The 18,855-nt window shown below is 52.2% G+C and carries 16 protein-coding genes; 14 read left to right on the top strand and 2 right to left on the bottom strand.

Annotated features, from left to right (window positions below):
• Positions 1-101: 101 nt before the first annotated feature.
• A complete protein-coding gene (locus OGI63_RS12530; protein ID WP_044059188.1) occupies positions 102-1,460 on the top strand; it encodes an Nramp family divalent metal transporter in 1,359 nt (452 codons plus the stop codon).
• A 137-nt stretch (positions 1,461-1,597) separates the two neighbouring features.
• Here the strand turns inward: OGI63_RS12530 and OGI63_RS12525 are convergent, their stop codons facing one another.
• Both OGI63_RS12525 and OGI63_RS12520 read right to left on the bottom strand, forming a co-directional pair.
• Positions 1,598-3,322, bottom strand: a complete 1,725-nt coding sequence (locus OGI63_RS12525) for an MDR family MFS transporter (RefSeq protein ID WP_004218332.1) — start codon at positions 3,320-3,322, stop codon at positions 1,598-1,600.
• Between the two features lie 72 nt (positions 3,323-3,394).
• Positions 3,395-3,736: a hypothetical protein gene (locus OGI63_RS12520; protein ID WP_004218331.1), complete on the bottom strand. Its 342-nt coding sequence runs from the start codon at positions 3,734-3,736 to the stop codon at positions 3,395-3,397.
• 276 nt (positions 3,737-4,012) lie between these two features.
• Between OGI63_RS12520 and OGI63_RS12515 the strand changes: the two genes are divergently transcribed.
• From OGI63_RS12515 to OGI63_RS12455, 13 genes are all read left to right on the top strand, one after another.
• Positions 4,013-5,548 (top strand): sugar transferase, encoded by a 1,536-nt coding sequence (locus OGI63_RS12515; protein WP_012619778.1) that lies wholly within the window; start codon positions 4,013-4,015, stop codon positions 5,546-5,548.
• Positions 5,549-5,641: 93 nt separating this feature from the next.
• The gene (locus tag OGI63_RS12510; protein ID WP_004218329.1) at positions 5,642-6,505 is read left to right on the top strand and encodes a glycosyltransferase; all 864 of its coding nucleotides are present in this window, start codon (positions 5,642-5,644) and stop codon (positions 6,503-6,505) included.
• Positions 6,506-6,539: 34 nt separating this feature from the next.
• Positions 6,540-7,562, top strand: a complete 1,023-nt coding sequence (locus OGI63_RS12505) for a hypothetical protein (protein ID WP_014482347.1) — start codon at positions 6,540-6,542, stop codon at positions 7,560-7,562.
• Between the two features lie 47 nt (positions 7,563-7,609).
• The gene (locus tag OGI63_RS12500; RefSeq protein ID WP_012619777.1) at positions 7,610-9,046 is read left to right on the top strand and encodes a flippase; all 1,437 of its coding nucleotides are present in this window, start codon (positions 7,610-7,612) and stop codon (positions 9,044-9,046) included.
• A gap of 120 nt (positions 9,047-9,166) precedes the next feature.
• Positions 9,167-10,414 (top strand): nucleotide sugar dehydrogenase, encoded by a 1,248-nt coding sequence (locus OGI63_RS12495; protein ID WP_004218325.1) that lies wholly within the window; start codon positions 9,167-9,169, stop codon positions 10,412-10,414.
• A 64-nt stretch (positions 10,415-10,478) separates the two neighbouring features.
• On the top strand, positions 10,479-11,411 hold the full coding sequence (locus tag OGI63_RS12490; protein WP_004218324.1) for a capsular polysaccharide synthesis protein: 933 nt from the start codon (positions 10,479-10,481) through the stop codon (positions 11,409-11,411).
• Positions 11,412-11,563: 152 nt separating this feature from the next.
• Positions 11,564-12,448, top strand: coding sequence for a glycosyltransferase (locus tag OGI63_RS12485; protein WP_004218323.1), 885 nt, complete (start codon positions 11,564-11,566; stop codon positions 12,446-12,448).
• Between the two features lie 4 nt (positions 12,449-12,452).
• Positions 12,453-13,217 (top strand): DUF4422 domain-containing protein, encoded by a 765-nt coding sequence (locus tag OGI63_RS12480; RefSeq protein ID WP_004218322.1) that lies wholly within the window; start codon positions 12,453-12,455, stop codon positions 13,215-13,217.
• 12 nt (positions 13,218-13,229) lie between these two features.
• Positions 13,230-14,123, top strand: coding sequence for a glycosyltransferase (locus tag OGI63_RS12475; RefSeq protein WP_004218321.1), 894 nt, complete (start codon positions 13,230-13,232; stop codon positions 14,121-14,123).
• Positions 14,120-15,466, top strand: coding sequence for a hypothetical protein (locus tag OGI63_RS12470; protein WP_004218320.1), 1,347 nt, complete (start codon positions 14,120-14,122; stop codon positions 15,464-15,466). The genes OGI63_RS12475 and OGI63_RS12470 overlap by 4 nt, the downstream gene beginning before the upstream one ends.
• On the top strand, positions 15,459-16,472 hold the full coding sequence (locus tag OGI63_RS12465; RefSeq protein ID WP_004218319.1) for a glycosyltransferase: 1,014 nt from the start codon (positions 15,459-15,461) through the stop codon (positions 16,470-16,472). The genes OGI63_RS12470 and OGI63_RS12465 overlap by 8 nt, the downstream gene beginning before the upstream one ends.
• 18 nt (positions 16,473-16,490) lie before the next feature.
• Complete coding sequence (locus tag OGI63_RS12460) at positions 16,491-17,378, top strand: glycosyltransferase (protein ID WP_004218318.1); 888 nt, start codon at positions 16,491-16,493, stop codon at positions 17,376-17,378.
• A 25-nt stretch (positions 17,379-17,403) separates the two neighbouring features.
• Positions 17,404-18,855 (top strand): flippase, encoded by a 1,452-nt coding sequence (locus OGI63_RS12455; protein ID WP_004218317.1) that lies wholly within the window; start codon positions 17,404-17,406, stop codon positions 18,853-18,855.

The raw sequence follows: 18,855 nt of genomic DNA, 5'->3' as shown, positions 1-18,855 counted from the left end.
GCACTGCGAACGAATTTCGCTTGGTTGCAATTGCCGCCTAAAATCTGAAGCAGAACGGCAACCTGAAGCAGAACGACACAGAAGAGTGAGGTGGTGGGAGCATGGCGGAACGGGATGAAGGCGCGACAGGCAGCCAATCGGCAATGGTGAGCGGCGAGCCGGTGGTGGACATCGACACGGTGGCCGAGGCGGCCGTGGCGGATCAGGATGTCGCGATAGCGCGCAAGGATTCCGGCAAACCGGAGAAGCCCATCCATGCGCTCGCCAGCATGCTCGGCCCCGCATTCATCGCCGCGGTCGCCTACGTGGATCCGGGCAACGTGGCCGCCAATCTCACGTCGGGGGCGCAATATGGCTACCTGCTCGTCTGGGTGCTCGTGCTCGCGAACTGTATGGCCGTGCTCATTCAATACCAGGCCTCGAAACTCGGCATTGTGACCGGCAAGAGCCTGCCGCAGATTCTCGGTGAACGCATGGGCAGTGCTGGCAGCTTCCTGTTCTTCGCGCAGGCCGAGGTGATTGCGATCGCCACCGACTTGGCCGAGGTGATCGGTGGCGCGATTGCACTGAATCTGCTGTTTGGATTGCCGTTGCTCGTGGGAGGGCTCATCATAGGTGCCGTCTCCACCGTGCTGCTGCTGTTCCAAGGAGGGAAGACCCATAAGATTTTCGAACGACTGGTGATCGGCCTACTGCTCGTAATCACGTTCGGCTTCATTGCCGGCCTGTTCATGGATCCGCCGAATCCGCTCAAGGTGGCCGAAGGGCTCATCCCGCGGTTCAACGGAGGCGCTTCGGTGCTCATGGCTGCTTCGATGCTCGGTGCGACCGTGATGCCGCATGCGATCTATTTGCATTCCACGCTGGTGAACGACCACTACGCGCATAAGGCGCATAAGCCCAGCATCAAGGAGATGCTGCACGGCAGCCGCATTGATGTGGTGTGGGCGCTCGTGCTTGCTGGTTCGGTGAACATCGCCCTGCTCGTGCTGGCGGCGAATTCGCTGCACGGCATGGGTGGCACCGACACGATTGAGGGAGCGCAGCACACGATCTCACAGGTGCTCGGCCCTACCGTCGGCACGGTGTTCTCGATTGGACTGCTCGCCTCCAGCCTTTCCTCGACCTCGGTGGGCACCTATGCGGGCTCGGAGATTATGAAGGGGTTGCTGCACTGGAACGTGCCGATGTGGGCGTGCCGCATCACGACGCTTGTGCCGGCGTTGGTGGTGCTCGCCCTGACCTCGAACCCCACCGAAGCGTTGATCATAGGTCAGGTGGTGCTGTCGATCGGCATTCCGTTTGCGGTGATTCCCTTGATGCGATATACGCACAACAAACAGATCATGGGTAAGTACGTGGATGGACCCGTCAAGCACGCCATCTGCCTGTTGGTGGTTGCCGTGATCATCGCCCTGAACCTTGTGCTCATCGTGCTCACCCTAATGGGCAAAGCCTGAGGAAAGCGCTGGGTCGGGGATCCCACGCTTCGTCAAGGTGAAATGCTGCCGCGGTGCGGCTTCGCCGCATGCGGCGGGCATCACGCTCCTCAGCGAGGGATCCCCGACCCAGCGCTTCCCGTCACGTGTATTTCTGCCTATTTACCCGTCTCGATGGTGCGGAGCTTGGCGGTGTCATCGGTATGGGCGAGGGCCTTCGTGCCCTTGTCTTCCTGCTCTATCGAGTCGTGGTGGAGCGCGATGCGGACGGCTTCGCGGGCCGAGCCGGCATCTTCACCCTTGACGCCGAAGACGACCATGAGAATCATGATGAAGTTGATGACGGCGCTGATGCGCAGTGCCCATTCTATGCCGGTGATGTTGGCGGGAATGGTCTGCTGTCCGTTGGACATGCTGGCCGCAGTGATTGAATACATGATGAGAATCATCACCGGGGAGCCGACTGCGCCGGCGATCTGACGCACCGTGTTCGTGACTGCCGAGCCAGCGGAGACTTCGGAGGGTTTGAGGCAGTTCAATGACCATGTGGTCACCGGCATCATGACGAAGCCCATGCCGATCTGGCGAATGAACTGGTAGAACGAGATGGACCAGATCCATGTATGCAACCCGATTGTGCTCATGCACGCAGTGCCTGCCGTAAGCAGAATCGTGCCGATGAGGGCCACGGGGCGCGCGCCGAAGCGGTCGAGTGCGCGTCCGCCGAAGAACTGCGAGATTGCCTGGGCAATGGCGCCCGGCAGCATGACGAGTCCGCTGATTGTGGCGCTGTAGCCGCGGCAATCCTGAATGAAGAGCGGAATGAGCACAATGAGCGAGCTGAATGCGAAGAAGCTCAGCGATGCGATGATTGTGCCAATCGAGAAGCTCCGGTTGCGAAGCACCGAAAGGTCAAGCAGGGCGGGACGGCTGCTCTTGCCTGCCTTGAACATCTTCTCGGTGTGGAACTGGCGGAGCACGAACCAGATGATGCCTGCCAGGCCGATGGCCATGGGCAGCCAGACCACCGGAGCGGAGAACGGGTAGGCCTGAATGTTCGTGAAACCGAACATGAGGCCGCCGAAGCCGATGATCGAAAGACCCACCGAGAAGAAGTCCGCATGCGCGGATGTGTCTGCCTGCCCGAAATTATGCAGGCCGAAGGTGGTGAGCACAATGGCGAGACAGCCAATAATGGTGAGGGTGAGGAATATGGAGCGCCAGCCATTCAGATCGGTCTGTACGCCGCCGAGCGTGGGGCCGATGGCCGGAGCCACGGCCATCGCCATGCCGACGATGCCCATCGCCATGCCTCGCCGTGCCAGCGGGAAAATGGAGAACACAGTGATCTGCAGCACCGGCCACATCACGCCGGTGCCCACGGCCTCAAGGAAGCGGCCGAAGAGCGCCAACGGGAACGACGGGCTGAGCCACGCCAGCACCGAGCCGAGCGTGAACACGACCATTGAGGTGATGACGATCTGCCGTGTGGAGAAACGGCGCGTGAGGTACGCGGTAAGCGGCACCATGACACCCATCGTGAGCTGGAAAATCGACGTCATCCACTGCCCGAGCGTCACCGAGATATGGAAGTCGCTCACCAAGGTGGGCAGCGCGGCGCTCAGCTGCAGCTGCGTGAAGTTGCCGACGAAAGTGATGAACGTGAGAATGGCCAGCGAGAGGAACGCGGGTCGGCTCAAATGCCCGTCACGGTATGCATCGGTGCGCGTGAGTGCCTGGGTGAGTCCGGCGAAGTAGCCCGAAGCCCGAGGGGGAGCTGGTTCTGTGTCGTGATGCACATCGCGGGTGTATGGTTTGCCGGCTGCGGTCACCGTGTTCCCGCCGCGTTGCTCGCCCTCCTCGGGTCCCTCGTGGCTGGTCATCGCTTGTGATTCCCTGTTCTCTTCTGCATGGTTCTGTGTGTTCTGCCGGCGCGCTTGGAATCGCCGCGGCGGTTATTCCGCGGACTGAGCGTCTGCTTCGGCATCCGCTTCGCTTTCTGCGGTGTCAAGCGCGGCGTCTTCCGGGCTGTACTCGTTCACGGTGAGAATGGCAGTGCCTTCGGCGGTGCGCACAAACACGTTGGCCGAGCCGCCGAGCTCCTCAATGCCGTCGAGCAGATGCGCGATCGGCTCGGTGTCGAGCATCGGCAGTACCTGTGCCACGCCGTTCTCATCGGTGATGGAAAGCGCGGAGTCGAGTTCGCCGGTCGAAAGCATCTCGTTGACGCGCTGTTCAAATGCCTCAAGCTCGGTGTCGGAATCGTTGGTGATCGGTGAGTCATTGATGGTGGTCATGGGTCTCCTCCTTTATCTGACGAATGGCCGTATCGGCCGATTCATGCTGTACGTGTGGCGAGGTTGATATACCCGGATGCTCAGATTGTATATGAGAACGGTGTATATACAACCATCTGGTTCCTATTCTAGAACTGGCCTGTACTATTCACTGCTCGTGAACTTAGCCGGTGGGCCAGGTCGCTGATTGTGCAGTGTGAGCATTGCGATATGATTGACATCTGTATTGAGTCCTGAATAGGTAAGAGCCACGGACGGCATGTATGAGGGAGAGCCATGGCACAGGCGAAAAGCGATGCTCAGCTCGCTGAGGAAGTGGACGTCCGCTCCAGCAGGGTGCTGCGATGGCGTTTCGTCATGAACCTGGCACTCATGCTGTTCGATGCGTTGGTCTACTTCGCTACCAGCATGATTGTGCTGGTCGTATCGCATGGCACGAATCTAGTGACGACTCGTTTGCAACTGAATCTGCCGATAGACCCGTGGCTGTATTCCGCTGCCTGCGCGGCGATTTACGTCTACTGCATGCATGTGGCGGGGGTGTACCACCGGCATGTGTTCGCCGACGGATACCAGCTCAACATGTTGCTACTCAAGGGTGGCTTCATTGCCTGGGTGGCGATTTGCGCGCTGAATTTCATCATTCAGTGCAACATATTCTTCTACATGGTCTGCCTCACCTCGTTGATTGTGTGGGTGGCGGAAATGATCGTTCGCTTCATCGCGCGCGTCATTCTCACCAGTAAACATCGCAAAGGGGAGTATTCGTACCCGACCGTCATCGTCGGTTCCCCCGAGGGTATTGGGCAGATTCTCAAGTTCCTCAATCAACGCAGACAGCTCAATTACAAGCCAATTCGCCTGTGCCCGATTCGGGTCAATAGCGAGACGGGGCTCATTGAGGCGGATCCGAACACCGAATTGCTCAGCAAGGAAGTGCATGAGTCATGGAATTCCCCGATTGATGTGATTGAATATGGACCCCAGCTGGCTGGACGGATTGCGGAAACCGGCGCACAGACGGTGATGGTCACCGATGTGCTCGACCGATTCTCCGACAATCTGAGCACTTTTGCTTTGCAGATGGAATCCGTGAATCTTGAGATTGCGCTGATCACCTCTGCGCTTGACATTGCCGAGCATGCCACGCAGATGCGCAACATTCAGGGTATGAGCATCATGACGATCAGTCTGCCTCAGTATTCCCCCTCCGCACAGATTAAGAAACGCGTGTTCGATCTCGTGGTGTCGACGATTGCGATCATTCTGAGCTCGCCGATCATGCTGATCGTGGCGTTGGCGATCAAGATTGAAGACGGCGGTCCGGTGTTCTATAAGCAGGAGCGTATCGGCTTGCGCGGCAAGCCGTTCTATATCCATAAGTTCCGTTCGATGCGTGTGGATGCCGACGCACACCTGAAAGAGGTATTGGCTGCGCAAGGGCAGGAATTGGGAGCCCGGTACAAGCTCAAGCACGACCCGCGCATCACGAAGGTGGGTAACTTCATTCGCAAGACGAGTCTCGACGAGCTTCCGCAGTTCTTCGATGTGTTTATGGGTTCGATGAGTGTGGTGGGGCCGCGCCCGCAACGTTCATTCGAGGTGGCCGAGTATGACCCGGTCTATGCGACACGTCTGTTGGTCAAGCCCGGCATCACTGGTCCCTGGCAGGTGTCCGGCCGCAATGACCTCAATGAGGAGGAGAGCCGTCAGCTTGATGTGAGTTATGTGCAGGACTGGAGCGTCATGGGTGATGTCGTGTACATTCTGCGCACGATTGGCACAGTGCTGCACCCGAGTGGCGCTTACTAGTTAAAAGTAGTTCTAACTAATTACACGATCTTGATATATTTTGAAACCTGTGTAGTAATTTAGAGTATACTTAAGTGTTGCAGAGGAGAAAATATGTCTGTTTGCGGGATCACCACCTTTAATCCTGATTTAAAACGGTTAGAAGCAAATTTCAATGCAATCCTTCCTCAAGTGGGTAGTGTGCTTGTTTGGGATAACGGGTCAGACAATTACAAAGAAGTGATTGCACTCGCTGCCTCTTTGAGCGATAAGATACACATTGCTACCGAGGGCAGCAACAAAGGCGTTGCTTACGCGTTGAATCGTCTATGTGCTTATGCCCTTGAAAGAGATGAGAGAGATATTCTGCTCCTCGATCAGGACAGCGAGGCATGTGAGAACATGTACAGTAACCTGATTAGATATAGGACGGATAACGTAGCAATCGTGTCACCAATTATTTCCGACATCAATGTCAGAGTAGATACAAGCGATTTACCAGAGAAGGAAGTGTGTCTCCTCCCTATCACATCTGGTTCATTAACCAACTTGGACGCATGGAAAGCAATTGGAGGGTTTGACGAAAAGCTGTTCATTGATCTAGTTGATACGGAGTATGATATTCGAGCTTTGATGAAGGGGTATTGTAGTTATCGTATCAATACGGTAGTTTTGACTCATGAAATTGGGCATATAGAACCATCTGGATTACCTTTCCCAAGAATACAGCAAGGGAAAATTGTTATTCGGCGGGGTCATAGGAGCGGGCATTCGGTTTTCCGCACTTACTATCAAATTCGTAATCTCCTTTATGTGCGAGAAAAATACGGCTCCTTCCTGAAAAGGATGCACATCCAGCTTCAATCACCTCAATCCGCTATTGTGCATACCCTTGTATTCGACCCAAATCGAATTCAGCGTGTGCGGGCGATTCTGAAAGCTATCAGAGATTCACGTACTCTGTTTAATAAATTTTGATAAGCAATCTGTTTGAATTTATAAATTTTTATGTATGAAGGATTATAAAATTATGACTGTCTCTAATAATGCTTATTCTGCTATTTACGTGGTTTGTCCTGCGTATTCAAAAAGTGGTGGCCCAGAATTGCTTCACCAATTGGTGCATGTTCTTAATAATAATGGGGTGAAGGCCATAATTGCTTACACAGCCTATAATAAGGAAGATAAACTCTCTCCTGTAAACGCAGCTTTCAAAAAATATGTGAAGAAGTATTGTTTATTCGAACAGATTCCTGATAGAGCTGATTCGATTGTCGTATTTCCCGAAGTCAACATCGAAGATATTCATTTTCTAAAGAATGCGACCAAGTATTGCTGGTGGTTGAGTGTAGATAATTACCTGAAAAGGTATAATTTACATTATATAATTAAGAACAAGTTAACTAGGTATTTTCTTACATGGACAAAGCATGGTTTTTGGCGCTACGGGTTTTCGTATATACGCAAGAATGTAAGTAAGAATCTCGTTCAATCGTATTATGCCGAGGATTATCTAAAGAAACGCGGTTTTACAAATATCGTATATCTCTCCGACTACATTAATGAAGAATATCAAGAAGATACTTCTATCTCATATCGCAATAATGCGGTGTTATATAATCCAAAAAAAGGTATTGAATTTACTAGGCAATTGATTGAAGCTGCTCCTGATCTGAACTGGGTTCCATTGGAGAACATGAGTAATGAAGAAGTTCGGGGAAAATTGAAGACCTCCAAGGTCTATATAGATTTTGGAGATCACCCCGGTAAAGATAGATTCCCTCGTGAGGCAGCAATTTCAGGATGCTGTGTGATTACCGGGAAAAGAGGATCGGCTGCATATGATGACGTTCCGATTCCCGAGGAATATCAGTTCGAGGATTCCGTCACGAGTATTCCTGCGATTGTGGAGACGATACGAGAATGCCTTGTCGACTATGATCGAAGGATGCGTGACTTTGATGGGTACAGGTCAACGATTAAGGCAGAGAAGAATAAATTTATAGAAGATGTTCGTTCTATTTTTATGCATTAAGCGTGAGAGGGATTTCTGTTCTGTAGAATAGCTTAATTGGTGTATATATGAGTAACTCACTGGCTAAAAACTCTATTTTTAATGTTTGTTACCAGCTTTTGAATGTTATATTTCCGCTGATTTCTGCATCATATGTGGCACGTGTACTTATGCCGTCGGGCGTAGGTTTGGTGGCGATGGCCCAGAATTGGGTAGCGTATTTTGTGATTTTCGCATCTCTGGGTATCCCCAACTACGCGATACGTGAAGTTGCGCATGCGCGGGATTCGAAAGCTGGGACAAAGAGAGTATTTACAGAGCTCATCTCAATCAATGCAATCTCCACTACTCTTGCGGCGATTGCATACTGTGCCATGATCTTCGTAGTTCCAAATTTCAAAGAGAACTTGGTTCTGTACATTGTATGCGGCGGTAGCATCCTCCTTAATTACATTAATGTTGATTGGATTTATCAGGGGTTAGAAGATTATAGCTTTATCGCGGTTCGCAGTTTTATTGTGAAACTTGTTTCTCTTGCAGCGCTTTTCGTATTCGTGCGGAGCCAAAATGATTATGTCTGGTATGCACTAATTGGCGTGTGTGCCATCGGGCTTAATAATATATTCAATGTCGGACATTTACATAAACTTAATATTGGTTTAGGATTCAGTAATATTGAATTGAAAAAACATATCAAGCCAATTATTTTGATTTTCTCAACCATCATTTCGATTAAGTTGTACACATTACTTGACGTGACAATATTGGGATTGATGTCCAATAATGCAGCAGTTGCATATTACACAAATGCTGATAAAATTATTCGCATCATCATTACAGTGATTACTGCAGTGGGAGGCGTGTTGCTTCCTCGCATCAGTCGGTATAAGGTCGAGAAACGCTACGAAGAATGTGCGAGCATCGTAAGTCGTGTGTTTGAAATTTTGTTCTTCTGCTTTCTCCCGATTGGGATTGGACTTATATGCACCTCTAGACAACTGGTTCTTATTCTCTTCGGAGATGCCTATAGCGCAGGCATTCTTACTATGCAAATTATGTCACTACTAATCTATGCATTAGGGTTTAGTAATTTATTTGGCACTCAGGTACTGCTGGCATTCGACCAAGAGAAAAAACTGCTGTATTGCACTATTGGCGGTGCATTAATCAACATTACTCTCAATCTCGCCTTGATTCCGTTGTTGTCCCAGAATGGCACGGCTGTTGCATCTGTTGCGAGTGAGACTTTTGTTACGGCGACCACGGCGTGGTTCGCTAGCAAGACTCTGTCCTTCGGCATACGAAAGAATGTAATTTGGAAAACAGTTGTTTCAACATTGATAATGACAATAATTGTTGAAGTATTCAATTTTGTTATCAAAAATGTTTTCTTCTCTTTTATAACCTGTGTGCTCATGGGAGGAGTATCATTCCTCTTGTCGTCGGTGATGCTCAAGAATCCAATTCTGAATTATATAGTCAATGTGCTTAGGAGGAGGAAATAGCTCGAATTCTTAGAATGTGTTCATCTCCTGCTAAGTGAGTGGAATAATCAGATTAGTTATTTCAGATAATTCAATATATTAATGTAATAGCATATTAACAACATAAAAAATGGAGCTACTATGAAGATTGCCGTTGCTGGAACTGGTTATGTAGGACTGTCGGTTGCGTTGTTGCTGTCGCAGCATAATGAGGTGCATGCGCTCGATATCGTTCCCGAGAAGGTCGAACTGCTCAACAATTGCCAGAGCCCGATTGTCGATACCGAGATCACTCGTTTCCTCGATGGCAAGCGCGACGGCACGATGGATCTTGATTTTCAGGCCACGCTCGATCCAGCTGTTGCTTACACGGGAGCGGATTACGCTGTGGTGGCCACGCCAACGAACTATGATTCGAAGAAGAACTACTTCGATACCTCCAGCGTTGAGGCCGCCATCAAGGCGATTCGTGAATATGACCCGGATTGCTGGATTGTCATCAAGTCGACGATTCCGGTAGGCTATACGGCTCAGTTGCGTGAGAAGACGGGGGATAAGAAGATTATCTTCTCTCCCGAGTTCCTGCGAGAGGGCCATGCGCTCTACGACAACCTCCATCCTTCCCGTATTGTTGTGGGAGCTCCTACCGATGATGCGGAGGCGGTGAAAGCCGCCCAGACCTTCGCGATGCTTCTTGCAGAAGGCGCGGCTCCAGAGGAAAACGATCGACTCAACGCCGATGGTTCCACAGGCATTCCGGAACTGGTGTGCGGCACGACTGAGGCCGAGGCGATCAAGCTGTTCGCCAACACGTATCTGGCGCTTCGTGTGGCCTATTTCAATGAGCTCGACACCTATGCTGAAAGCCGTGGTCTGAACACCGCCGAGATCATTCGCGGCGTGTGCCTCGACCCGCGCATCGGCACGCATTACAACAACCCATCGTTCGGGTATGGCGGCTACTGCCTGCCGAAGGATTCGAAGCAGCTGCTGGCCAATTACGCCGATGTGCCGCAGAATCTCATCGGGGCGATTGTCGAATCGAACCGCACGCGCAAGGATTTCATCGCCGATCAGATTCTCTCCAAGCTCGAGGGTGTGGAGAAGCCGGTTGTGGGCATCTATCGTCTCACGATGAAGTCGGGTTCCGACAACTTCCGCCAGTCGAGCATCCAGGGCATCATGAAGCGCATCAAGGCCAAGGGCATCGATGTGCTCGTGTATGAGCCGACGCTCGACGATGCCGAGTTCTTCGGCAGTGAAGTGACGCATGATCTCAATGCCTTCAAGAATCGTTCCGACATCATTGTGGCGAACCGATGGAATGAGTCGGATCTCGCCGATGCCGCCGACAAGGTGTATACGCGCGATCTCTTCCGCCGTGACTGATAACACCCAAGGTGCTTGGATCCTTCCTCGGAAGGCCGAGCACCTTTATACATGGAAGGCGGCTATGGGAAAGCTTCACAATATTCGGACAAAGCTGAAACGATACCGCAAGGAATGCGTAAGCGCATGGCGCCTGTTCGGGCCAAAGCTTGCCATGGAGGGTTATCTGGCACATACGGTGGGCATAGGCGTGGACCGGTACTATACCGATCTATCACAGGCAACATGGTCGACATTGATGGAAGACCTTCCATACAGCATGTCTATTCCTGCCGTTGATGAACAGCAATGTGCGAATGCGCCGATCTGGGTCATGTGGTGGCAAGGAGTTGACAATCAGGCTCCGGACATCATCCAGGCGTGTGTGCGCAGCATTCGCAAACATGCCAATGGGCATCCGGTTCACGTTATTTCGAAGCAGAATCTACATGAGTACGCATCCATCGATGAGAGTGTTGTGCAGGCTGCGGAATGTGGTGAGATTCCGATGGCGGTGCTCTCGGACATCATCCGTTGCACGCTGCTGTACCAGCATGGCGGCGCGTGGATCGATGCCACCGTTTACTTGACGGATGACATAAACCCTGAGGTATTCACTCACCCCATATACTCGATACCGGTGCATCAGAAGAATCCCACGAGAAATTGGACTTCGTATTTCATCGCCAGCACCCAAGGCAATCCGTTATTCGATTACGCGGGGCGTTCGCTGACGCACCTCGTCACTCGGGGGAAAGGAATCCCCGAGTATTTCATGCTCGATGTCATGTTGTCGGTGGCCTATACACGTCATGCTGAATTCACAGCCATGATTGATGCCATACCAGCGAATAACGAGGGGCGCTTTGCACTGAGTGAGCAAATGGATTCCACTGAGGCGCAGCCGCGGATTCCTAGCAGTACCTACATAAACAAACTGACCTATCAGATTGATTACCCAACCACGGTCAATGGTAAGGAAACCATCTACCAACGTCTTCTTGATGGTGAATTCTAAGGTGGAAGGTGACATGTATGAAACCTACGCAATACCACTGCGATTTGAGCTGAGCTGAACGCAATCAGCGTATGCTGTTACCATTCCTGTAGGTTCCCGGAGCTCGGAATGAATAGTGTAATGGCGTATGAGACGTGGGAGGAAACGAGTTGGTGGATGGCGCAATCTCGGTCATTGTACCTACGCTGAATGCGGGCAGGCAGATCGACACGTTGCTTACACGACTGGAGCAACAGACGCGTAAACCCGATGAGATCATTGTTGTAGACTCCTCGTCTGAAGACATCACACAGGAGATGATCAAGCGCCATCCCGAGGTGAAACTGATCGTCATCGATCGCAAGAATTTCAATCACGGTGGTACGCGCGATGCGATGCTTCGCGAGAGCACTGGTGATTTCGTGCTGTTCCTCACGCAGGACGCCATGCCAAGTGGCAATGACTATATTGCGAAGATTGTGGCTCCATTCGCAGACGATGAAGTGGCGCTGGTATATGGGCGTCAACTTCCACGCAAGGATGCGCGCCCGGCAGAGGCACTCGTTCGTAAGTACTCGTATGGCGATGAATCCATGGTGATCACCAAGGCCGATATTCCGAGCTTGGGCATCAAGGCCTTCCACTCTACCGATGTGTGTGCAGCCTATCGTCGTACGGCATATCTGGAAGTCGGTGGTTTCGAAACAGATGTGCTGACCAACGAAGATATGTTCATTGCCGCACGCTTTCTACATGCAGGGTGGAAGATCGTGTATGAAGCGAACGCCACGGTGATTCATTCTCACAACTTCACCTTCAAGCAGCAGTACAAACGCAACTACATTCAGGGCGTGGAGATTGCCAAGCACAAAGACATTCTTGGCGATGCGTCATTGTCTGGCGAAGGATTCTCCTTGGTCAAGTACACGCTTGGCGGTTTGCTCAGGCAAGGGCATGTGATTGAAGCAATGCGATTCACCGTTGATTGCGGATTCCGTCTCATCGGCAATCGCAATGGTCAGAGGGCTGCCGCCAAATCTCATGGCAGGAAGGAGTGATAAAGTGTCTGTTTCCTCCGAGACGATCATGTATATCGTAAGTCACAAGGATTTTGATGCACCCCAGCTTCCTGGGTATGTTCCCATTCTTGCAGGGGCGGTCAAGAACCATGCCTCCATTGAGGTAAAAGACAATACCGGCGATAACATCTCTGCCAAGAATCCGGGGTTCTGCGAGCTCACCGCGCAGTATTGGGTGTGGAAGAACCGTGATGACCGTGACGCGAACATCGGCTTTGTGCACTACCGCCGGTATTTCTACATCGACCATCGGAAAGCGCAGATTGTTCCGGCCGAACAATTCTCGCGCGACCTCGAACAATACGATGTGGTGCTCCCCGAACCTTGGGTGCTCAGAAAGACCATAGGAGACCAGTTCGCCCAGTTCCACAACCTGGATGATCTGGAGGTCGTGCGCTCGATCATGCAGGAGCAATGTCCGGAGTATGTGCCGGCGCTCGATGAACTGCTGAAGAGCCATTCGCTGCATGCCTACAACATGTTCGTCATGTCGGGTGAACGGTTCGACGCCTATATGACGTGGTTGTTCCGTATTCTCGACGAGGCCGAGCGCCGCATCGATGTGTCGAAGTATGACGCATACAATCAGCGGCTCTTCGGATTCCTTTCCGAGCGTCTGCTCAACGTATGGGTGAACGCGCGCAAGCTGCGGGTCAAGGAATACCCGGTATACATGCCCGAGCAGAGTGCGCGGAAGGAGAATCTGCGCACGCGTGTAAAATCGCTGCTGTTCGAACACAAGCTGTAGAGAGGGTACCGTATGCGTTGCGCAGGGATAGTCACCTATAATCCCGATCTCGAACGGTTGCGCGCGAACCTGAATAACACCGCCAGCCAAGTGGATGCGGTGTTCGTCTTCGACAATGGATCGGAGAACGTCGCGGATATCCGCTCGCTTGCGGACTCGGAATATACGACCCTGAGGGTCGAAGCCGACCCGAATAACAGGGGCATAGCCTTTGCGTTGAACAGGTTGTTGGATGCCGCCAAGGAGCATGGGTTCAAGCATATGCTGCTGCTCGATCAAGACAGCGTACCCACGGAAGGCATGTGCGACGAGTTGGAACGGCACCTCACCGGTTCCGTGGCGTTGGTATGCCCATTCATACTCGACCGCAACCGCATGACCGAGGAGGAGTGGCAAGCGCAGAAGATGCCGCCGTTGGAGCGGCTGACCCATGCTGCCAAGCATGGCGCGATCACTTCGGGTTCCTTGGTCGATGTTGCAGCGGCCTTAGAGGTTGGTGGCTTCGATGACAACTTGTTCATCGATTACGTGGACTTCGATTTCAATGAGCGCCTGATATTGAACGGCTATGAGATTGTCAAAGACAACACCGTCTATCTGTTGCACGAGAAGGGCAAATCCGAGCGTACCTGGCTGAAGGTGCCTCGCAACACGTCGGCGGGTGTGCAATGGCAGCCGCTGTATAAGCTCGGATATTCGCCAATGCGTTGCTACTACCAGTCACGCAACCGCATTGTGTATTGGAAGAAATACCATAGGCACACCGGTGGCGAGGGGCTTACGGAAATTCCGTTGCTCATGGCGTTGTCATTGCTGTTCGAGAACCATCGCATTGCAAAACTGCGCGCCTATTCGCGGGGCATTCACGATGGCATGAAGATGAAGATTGTGGAGTATAGGAAGTGACAGACACCACCGAAACCGTTCAACGGCAGGCGGAATATAGCCCGCGAATTCGTGAGGTGGTGAACGCGTTGATGGATTACGCGCTTGTTCTCGCCATCATCTACAACTCGAATTCGTTGTGGGCGCTTGCGGGTGATAATTTCTCGCTCTCGTGCTTCGTGTTGCTCGCCGTGTGCATGGCGTATATGCTGTGTTGTTGGCGCGAGGCGCGGCACCGTCTGCATCGCGTGGGGTCTGCGATGCTCGTGCTCGTGCTGGCCACCGTCATTGGGCAGTTGGTAATGGCGGTGTCTCATGGGGGATCGGGGTACACGAACGGCACCTGGTTCCAATATGCGCTCATCGTACCTGCATTGATGGGGTGCATGCTCATGCGTGGCCACGAATATGTGCGTAAGGTGCTGCTCAACCGTTTGGTGGTGGTGGCGGCGGTATTCGCCGCCATATCAGTGGTGCTATGGGCGGCCAGCTCCTTCCTTCTGCTGCCCCCCTCGCACGTCGAGCGATTGAGTTGGGTGCATAATGTACCACCGATCTATTCGTACGCAGATGTGTACTACAATGTGCAGGATGCTCATGTGCTGGGCATGACGGTGTGGAGAAACTCGTCGATTTTCAATGAACCACCCTGCGCTGTGGCTTTTTACGGTATGGTACTCGCCATCGACTTGTATATAGGCAAGAAAGTGCACTGGGGCGCCGATCTCTGCATTATCGGCGCACTTGTCACATCCCTGTCCACTGGGGGTGCGCTCTACGTGTTGGTGCTGTTGGTGCCGTTGCTATGGAAGGCCATGCTTCACGTACAGCGCAGAGGATTGCGCTATGCGTTGCTCAGTGTTGCGGCTCTGGTGTCCATCGCTGCCGTGGTCGCAGGCACGCGCATTGTAATCTCCAAAATGGCCACGTCCTATTCCGGCCAAACCCACTTGCTTGATTTCACTGAAGGCTTCCGTATTTGGTGGCAGCGCCCGCTGACGGGATTCGGATTCGATTCCGACGAGTACATCTGGACGCATTATATGAGCGCCTACCGCGATGGCATGGGATATACCAGTGGTTTGCTGTTCCTGCTCATCCATGGTGGATTAGTGCTGGCGCTTTATATGATCGTGCCATTTGTGCTGCTGGTGCTAGGTTCCCATGATTGGCACATGTGGTATTTCGCCGGATTCGTGATGATCGTGTTCATCACTGCGCCGGTACAGAATTGCGCGTTCCTGTTGCTCGTGGCCGCGTACGGCTATGCCAGCTTCATTTGGCGTTACAGTAGACGTATGAGCAGTCTGCCATTGGTGGCTCGTACGCCATTGACCCATGAGGGGAGTGAGGGGCATGCCTGAGATCTCGGTGATCATTCCGGTATATAACCAGGAAGAATACGTAGGCGCATGCATGGATTCGCTCCTCGACCAGAGTTTCGAGGATTTCGAGGTGCTGGCCGTCAATGACGGTTCCACCGATGCCTCCGTCTCCATTCTCGAGGGCTACGAGCAGCGTGATGGTCGTGTTCAGCTCATTGATCAGAACAATTCCGGCGTATCCGTGGCCCGTAACAATGGACTGTCTCATGCCAAAGGCGAATGGGTGTGCTTCATCGATCCGGATGATTATGTGGCTCCTGACTATCTCGACACCCTGCTGAAAGCCACCGAACGTAATACGGATATCGCCATGAGCACCTGCGTGGCATTCGATGACCAGCGTTCCGCCAGGCAGCATTTCTTCCCTGAATCCTTCACGGCCCGTGCCGCTGATGAGAAGGTGGAACTGTTCCGTCAATTGATGGATGGTTCATATGCACAGCCCAAAGGATTCGTCACGGCCATTGGAGTGCCGTGGGGCAAACTGTACAGGCACGCTTTCCTGCAGGAGCATGGACTGCAGTTCGACGCAGCATTGCCTCGCATGCAAGACAATCTGTTCAATATGCAGGCTTTCCAACTGGCGCACGAGATTGTGTATGTGGATTATGCAGGGTATTACTACCGTATGGGCGGATTGAGCGCGCGCACCTACAAAAACAATGCCAGGGGTCTATACCATCCGGCCATTGACGAGCGTGCCCGACTCATGCGTGAGTACCATCTCGATGGCGATGCGACGTTGCTTCGGGCTTGGAACGAGGAGCAGGTGAACCTGTATTTCCAGGAACTGAAGGCGGTCATCATGCTCGCCGACCCCCAATCCGTCAAGCAGGCGGCTCGGACTCGTGCACAGGCATTGGGGCCACGATTGGATCAGATTGATGTTTCCGCATTGAGCCCTGCAATTCGATTCAAATACACGATGATGCGAAATGCTACGTTGTGTTCGCTTCTGGTACGTGCCTTGCGTGCCAAGGGCTGATACCGCTGAAGGAGATTCATGACTGCTGCAAAATTCGGATTCGTGGTGCTGCATTATCTTGCGGGAGATGCCACGGCAGGTTGCATCGAATCCATCAAAACGCATTGCCCTCAAGCTGTCATCGTGGTGGTGGACAATAACTCGGCCAATGGTAGCTACGAGGAGCTGCAACGCAAGTATGGTGCTGATTCCACCGTGACATTGCTGCATAACGCAGTGAATGAAGGGTTCGCCCGCGGCAATAATACCGGGTATGAATATGCGCGGAATCGCCTGCATTGCGATTTCATCGTCACGATGAACAACGATGCCACCATTTCCTGCGATGATTTCATGGAGCTGTGCGAGGAGGATTTCAAGGCGCATCCTGATGTGGGGGTGATTGGTCCGGACATCGTTTCGGGCAAGAACGGTTCGCACTCGAACCCGATTTATTCGATCATCGACACCCGCGCGGAGGTGGATCGTCAGATATGGCGCTTCAAGGTGATTCTGCTTCTGCTGCACCTTCACCTGTTCGGCCCGCTGACCCGACTCAAGGCAAAACTCACGCATTCCGATGCCAATGCATTGCCCGAGCATGTCAATGCCACGGCAGATGCCATTACCGGCAAACCTTACAAGCTCCATGGTGCGTGCTTTGTATTTACACCGGCATTCGTCAAGCAGTTCAGCTGCGCATTCGACTCCGGAACTTTCCTCTATTTTGAGGAAGACATTCTGTTGATGCGATGCCGAGCCCGGCACCTGACGATGTGGTACGACAAGCGCATCCGGGTAGATCATATGGAGGATGTCTCCACCGACCAGATGATGAGGAAAGATGAGCGTAGGAAGATGATCTTCACGCTGCATAACTATGTGCGTTCATTGAAGGTACTGAAACAGTACGTCAACTCAAAATAATCCAAGTAGATAATTGAGGATATACATGGGCAGGCAGCTGAAACAGCCAAAGATACGCTCAGTGAAATTCAACGTGGTCATGAATACAATCCTGACCACTTCCACCTTCCTATTCCCTCTGATCACGGTGCCGTATGTATCCCGCGTGCTGGGGCCCGACAACAACGGCATCGTTTCCTGGGCGTTTACTTTCGTAGGGTATTTCTCTCTTGTGGCTTTGCTGGGTTTCAATATGTATGGCACCCGAGAGTGTGCAAAGCTTCGAGACGATCGCGAGAAACTGAGCGTGGTGGTTCAGGAGCTGCTTGTCATTCTGATATGTTCCACAACTGTTGTGTACGTCGCATTCGTTGTACTGGTGTTTTTGCTGCCCCGCACCCATGACGAACTTCCCCTCATGTTCATTGTGGGCACCTCGATATGGCTTTCCGCATGCGGCGCGGAATGGTTCTATCGATCCATCGAACAATACGAGTACATCACAGTACGAAATATTCTCTTCAAAATAGCGAGCATTGTGCTGCTGTTTGTTTTCGTACGTCAAACCAACGATTATCTGGCCTATGCTGCAGTTACCGTACTTGGTACAACGGGCTCGAATGTTCTGAATATTCTTCGGCTACGTTCATTCGTCACTTTTTCACGAAAATATGAGATGAACATCCGGCGTCATTTCAAACCCATGTTCGCGTTCAGCATTTCCAGCATCACGTCGGGCATGTATGGCCAGATAGACATGTTGTTGCTTGGTTTTTTCAGCTCGAACTATGCGCTGGGTTTGTATCAGCTGGTATTCAAGATTCGTAACATGTGCACTGGTGTCGGAGGATCGGTCACTGGCGTCATGCTGCCGAGACTCTCATACTACGAGGCGCAGGAGGGGCATGATCAGACGACCAAGTTGATGGCGAAGAATTTCAATTTCCTCTTGATGTTGGGATTGGCCATAATTTCCGCCTTGGTCATTTGCGCCGATCCGCTGATCATGATTCTTGGGGGCAATGACTATCTTCCCGGCAATGCTGCATTGAAAATCGGCGCACCACTTGTGCTGCTTGGGTCAATTGGTTCCATGCAATCGCAATACATGGTCGCTTCCGATCAGGAAAAGGTCTATACGTATACCAATGTGGCTGGTCTTGTGATTGCCATTGTTCTGGAATGCATCTTCATTCCTTTGTGGGGCATTAATGGTGCTGCACTTGGACTTGTGCTTACGGAGCTGTCCGTCTATTGCATTCGCACCTATATTCTTCGTGACTTCATGCGGAAAGTCCGTAAATATACCGATTATTGGAAGATTGCTTTTGCGTGGGCGGTGGCATCCATAGTGACCGCTGGCATATGTTATGCGATGCGTGGGTGGAACCCATTTGTGCAGATCATCATCGCAGCGCTGGTGTTTTGCGTCGCTGATGGCGGCTTGCTTGTACTTGTCAAGGAATCGTTCATCATGTCAATGGTGAGGAAACGCTAG

The organism is Bifidobacterium sp. KRGSERBCFTRI (assembly GCF_025908335.1).
The sequence above is the reverse complement of the archived record's forward strand: the minus strand, read 5'-3'. Positions and strand labels throughout refer to the sequence as shown.

What these genes read in the sequence shown, in the direction of transcription:
- OGI63_RS12530 (WP_044059188.1), top strand. Translation starts at nt 102, where the DNA reads ATGGCGGAACGGGATGAAGGCGCGACAGGCAGCCAATCGGCAATGGTG.
- OGI63_RS12525 (WP_004218332.1), bottom strand. Translation starts at nt 3,322, where the DNA reads ATGACCAGCCACGAGGGACCCGAGGAGGGCGAGCAACGCGGCGGGAAC.
- OGI63_RS12520 (WP_004218331.1), bottom strand. Translation starts at nt 3,736, where the DNA reads ATGACCACCATCAATGACTCACCGATCACCAACGATTCCGACACCGAG.
- OGI63_RS12515 (WP_012619778.1), top strand. Translation starts at nt 4,013, where the DNA reads ATGGCACAGGCGAAAAGCGATGCTCAGCTCGCTGAGGAAGTGGACGTC.
- OGI63_RS12510 (WP_004218329.1), top strand. Translation starts at nt 5,642, where the DNA reads ATGTCTGTTTGCGGGATCACCACCTTTAATCCTGATTTAAAACGGTTA.
- OGI63_RS12505 (WP_014482347.1), top strand. Translation starts at nt 6,540, where the DNA reads ATGAAGGATTATAAAATTATGACTGTCTCTAATAATGCTTATTCTGCT.
- OGI63_RS12500 (WP_012619777.1), top strand. Translation starts at nt 7,610, where the DNA reads ATGAGTAACTCACTGGCTAAAAACTCTATTTTTAATGTTTGTTACCAG.
- OGI63_RS12495 (WP_004218325.1), top strand. Translation starts at nt 9,167, where the DNA reads ATGAAGATTGCCGTTGCTGGAACTGGTTATGTAGGACTGTCGGTTGCG.
- OGI63_RS12490 (WP_004218324.1), top strand. Translation starts at nt 10,479, where the DNA reads ATGGGAAAGCTTCACAATATTCGGACAAAGCTGAAACGATACCGCAAG.
- OGI63_RS12475 (WP_004218321.1), top strand. Translation starts at nt 13,230, where the DNA reads ATGCGTTGCGCAGGGATAGTCACCTATAATCCCGATCTCGAACGGTTG.
- OGI63_RS12465 (WP_004218319.1), top strand. Translation starts at nt 15,459, where the DNA reads ATGCCTGAGATCTCGGTGATCATTCCGGTATATAACCAGGAAGAATAC.
- OGI63_RS12460 (WP_004218318.1), top strand. Translation starts at nt 16,491, where the DNA reads ATGACTGCTGCAAAATTCGGATTCGTGGTGCTGCATTATCTTGCGGGA.
- OGI63_RS12455 (WP_004218317.1), top strand. Translation starts at nt 17,404, where the DNA reads ATGGGCAGGCAGCTGAAACAGCCAAAGATACGCTCAGTGAAATTCAAC.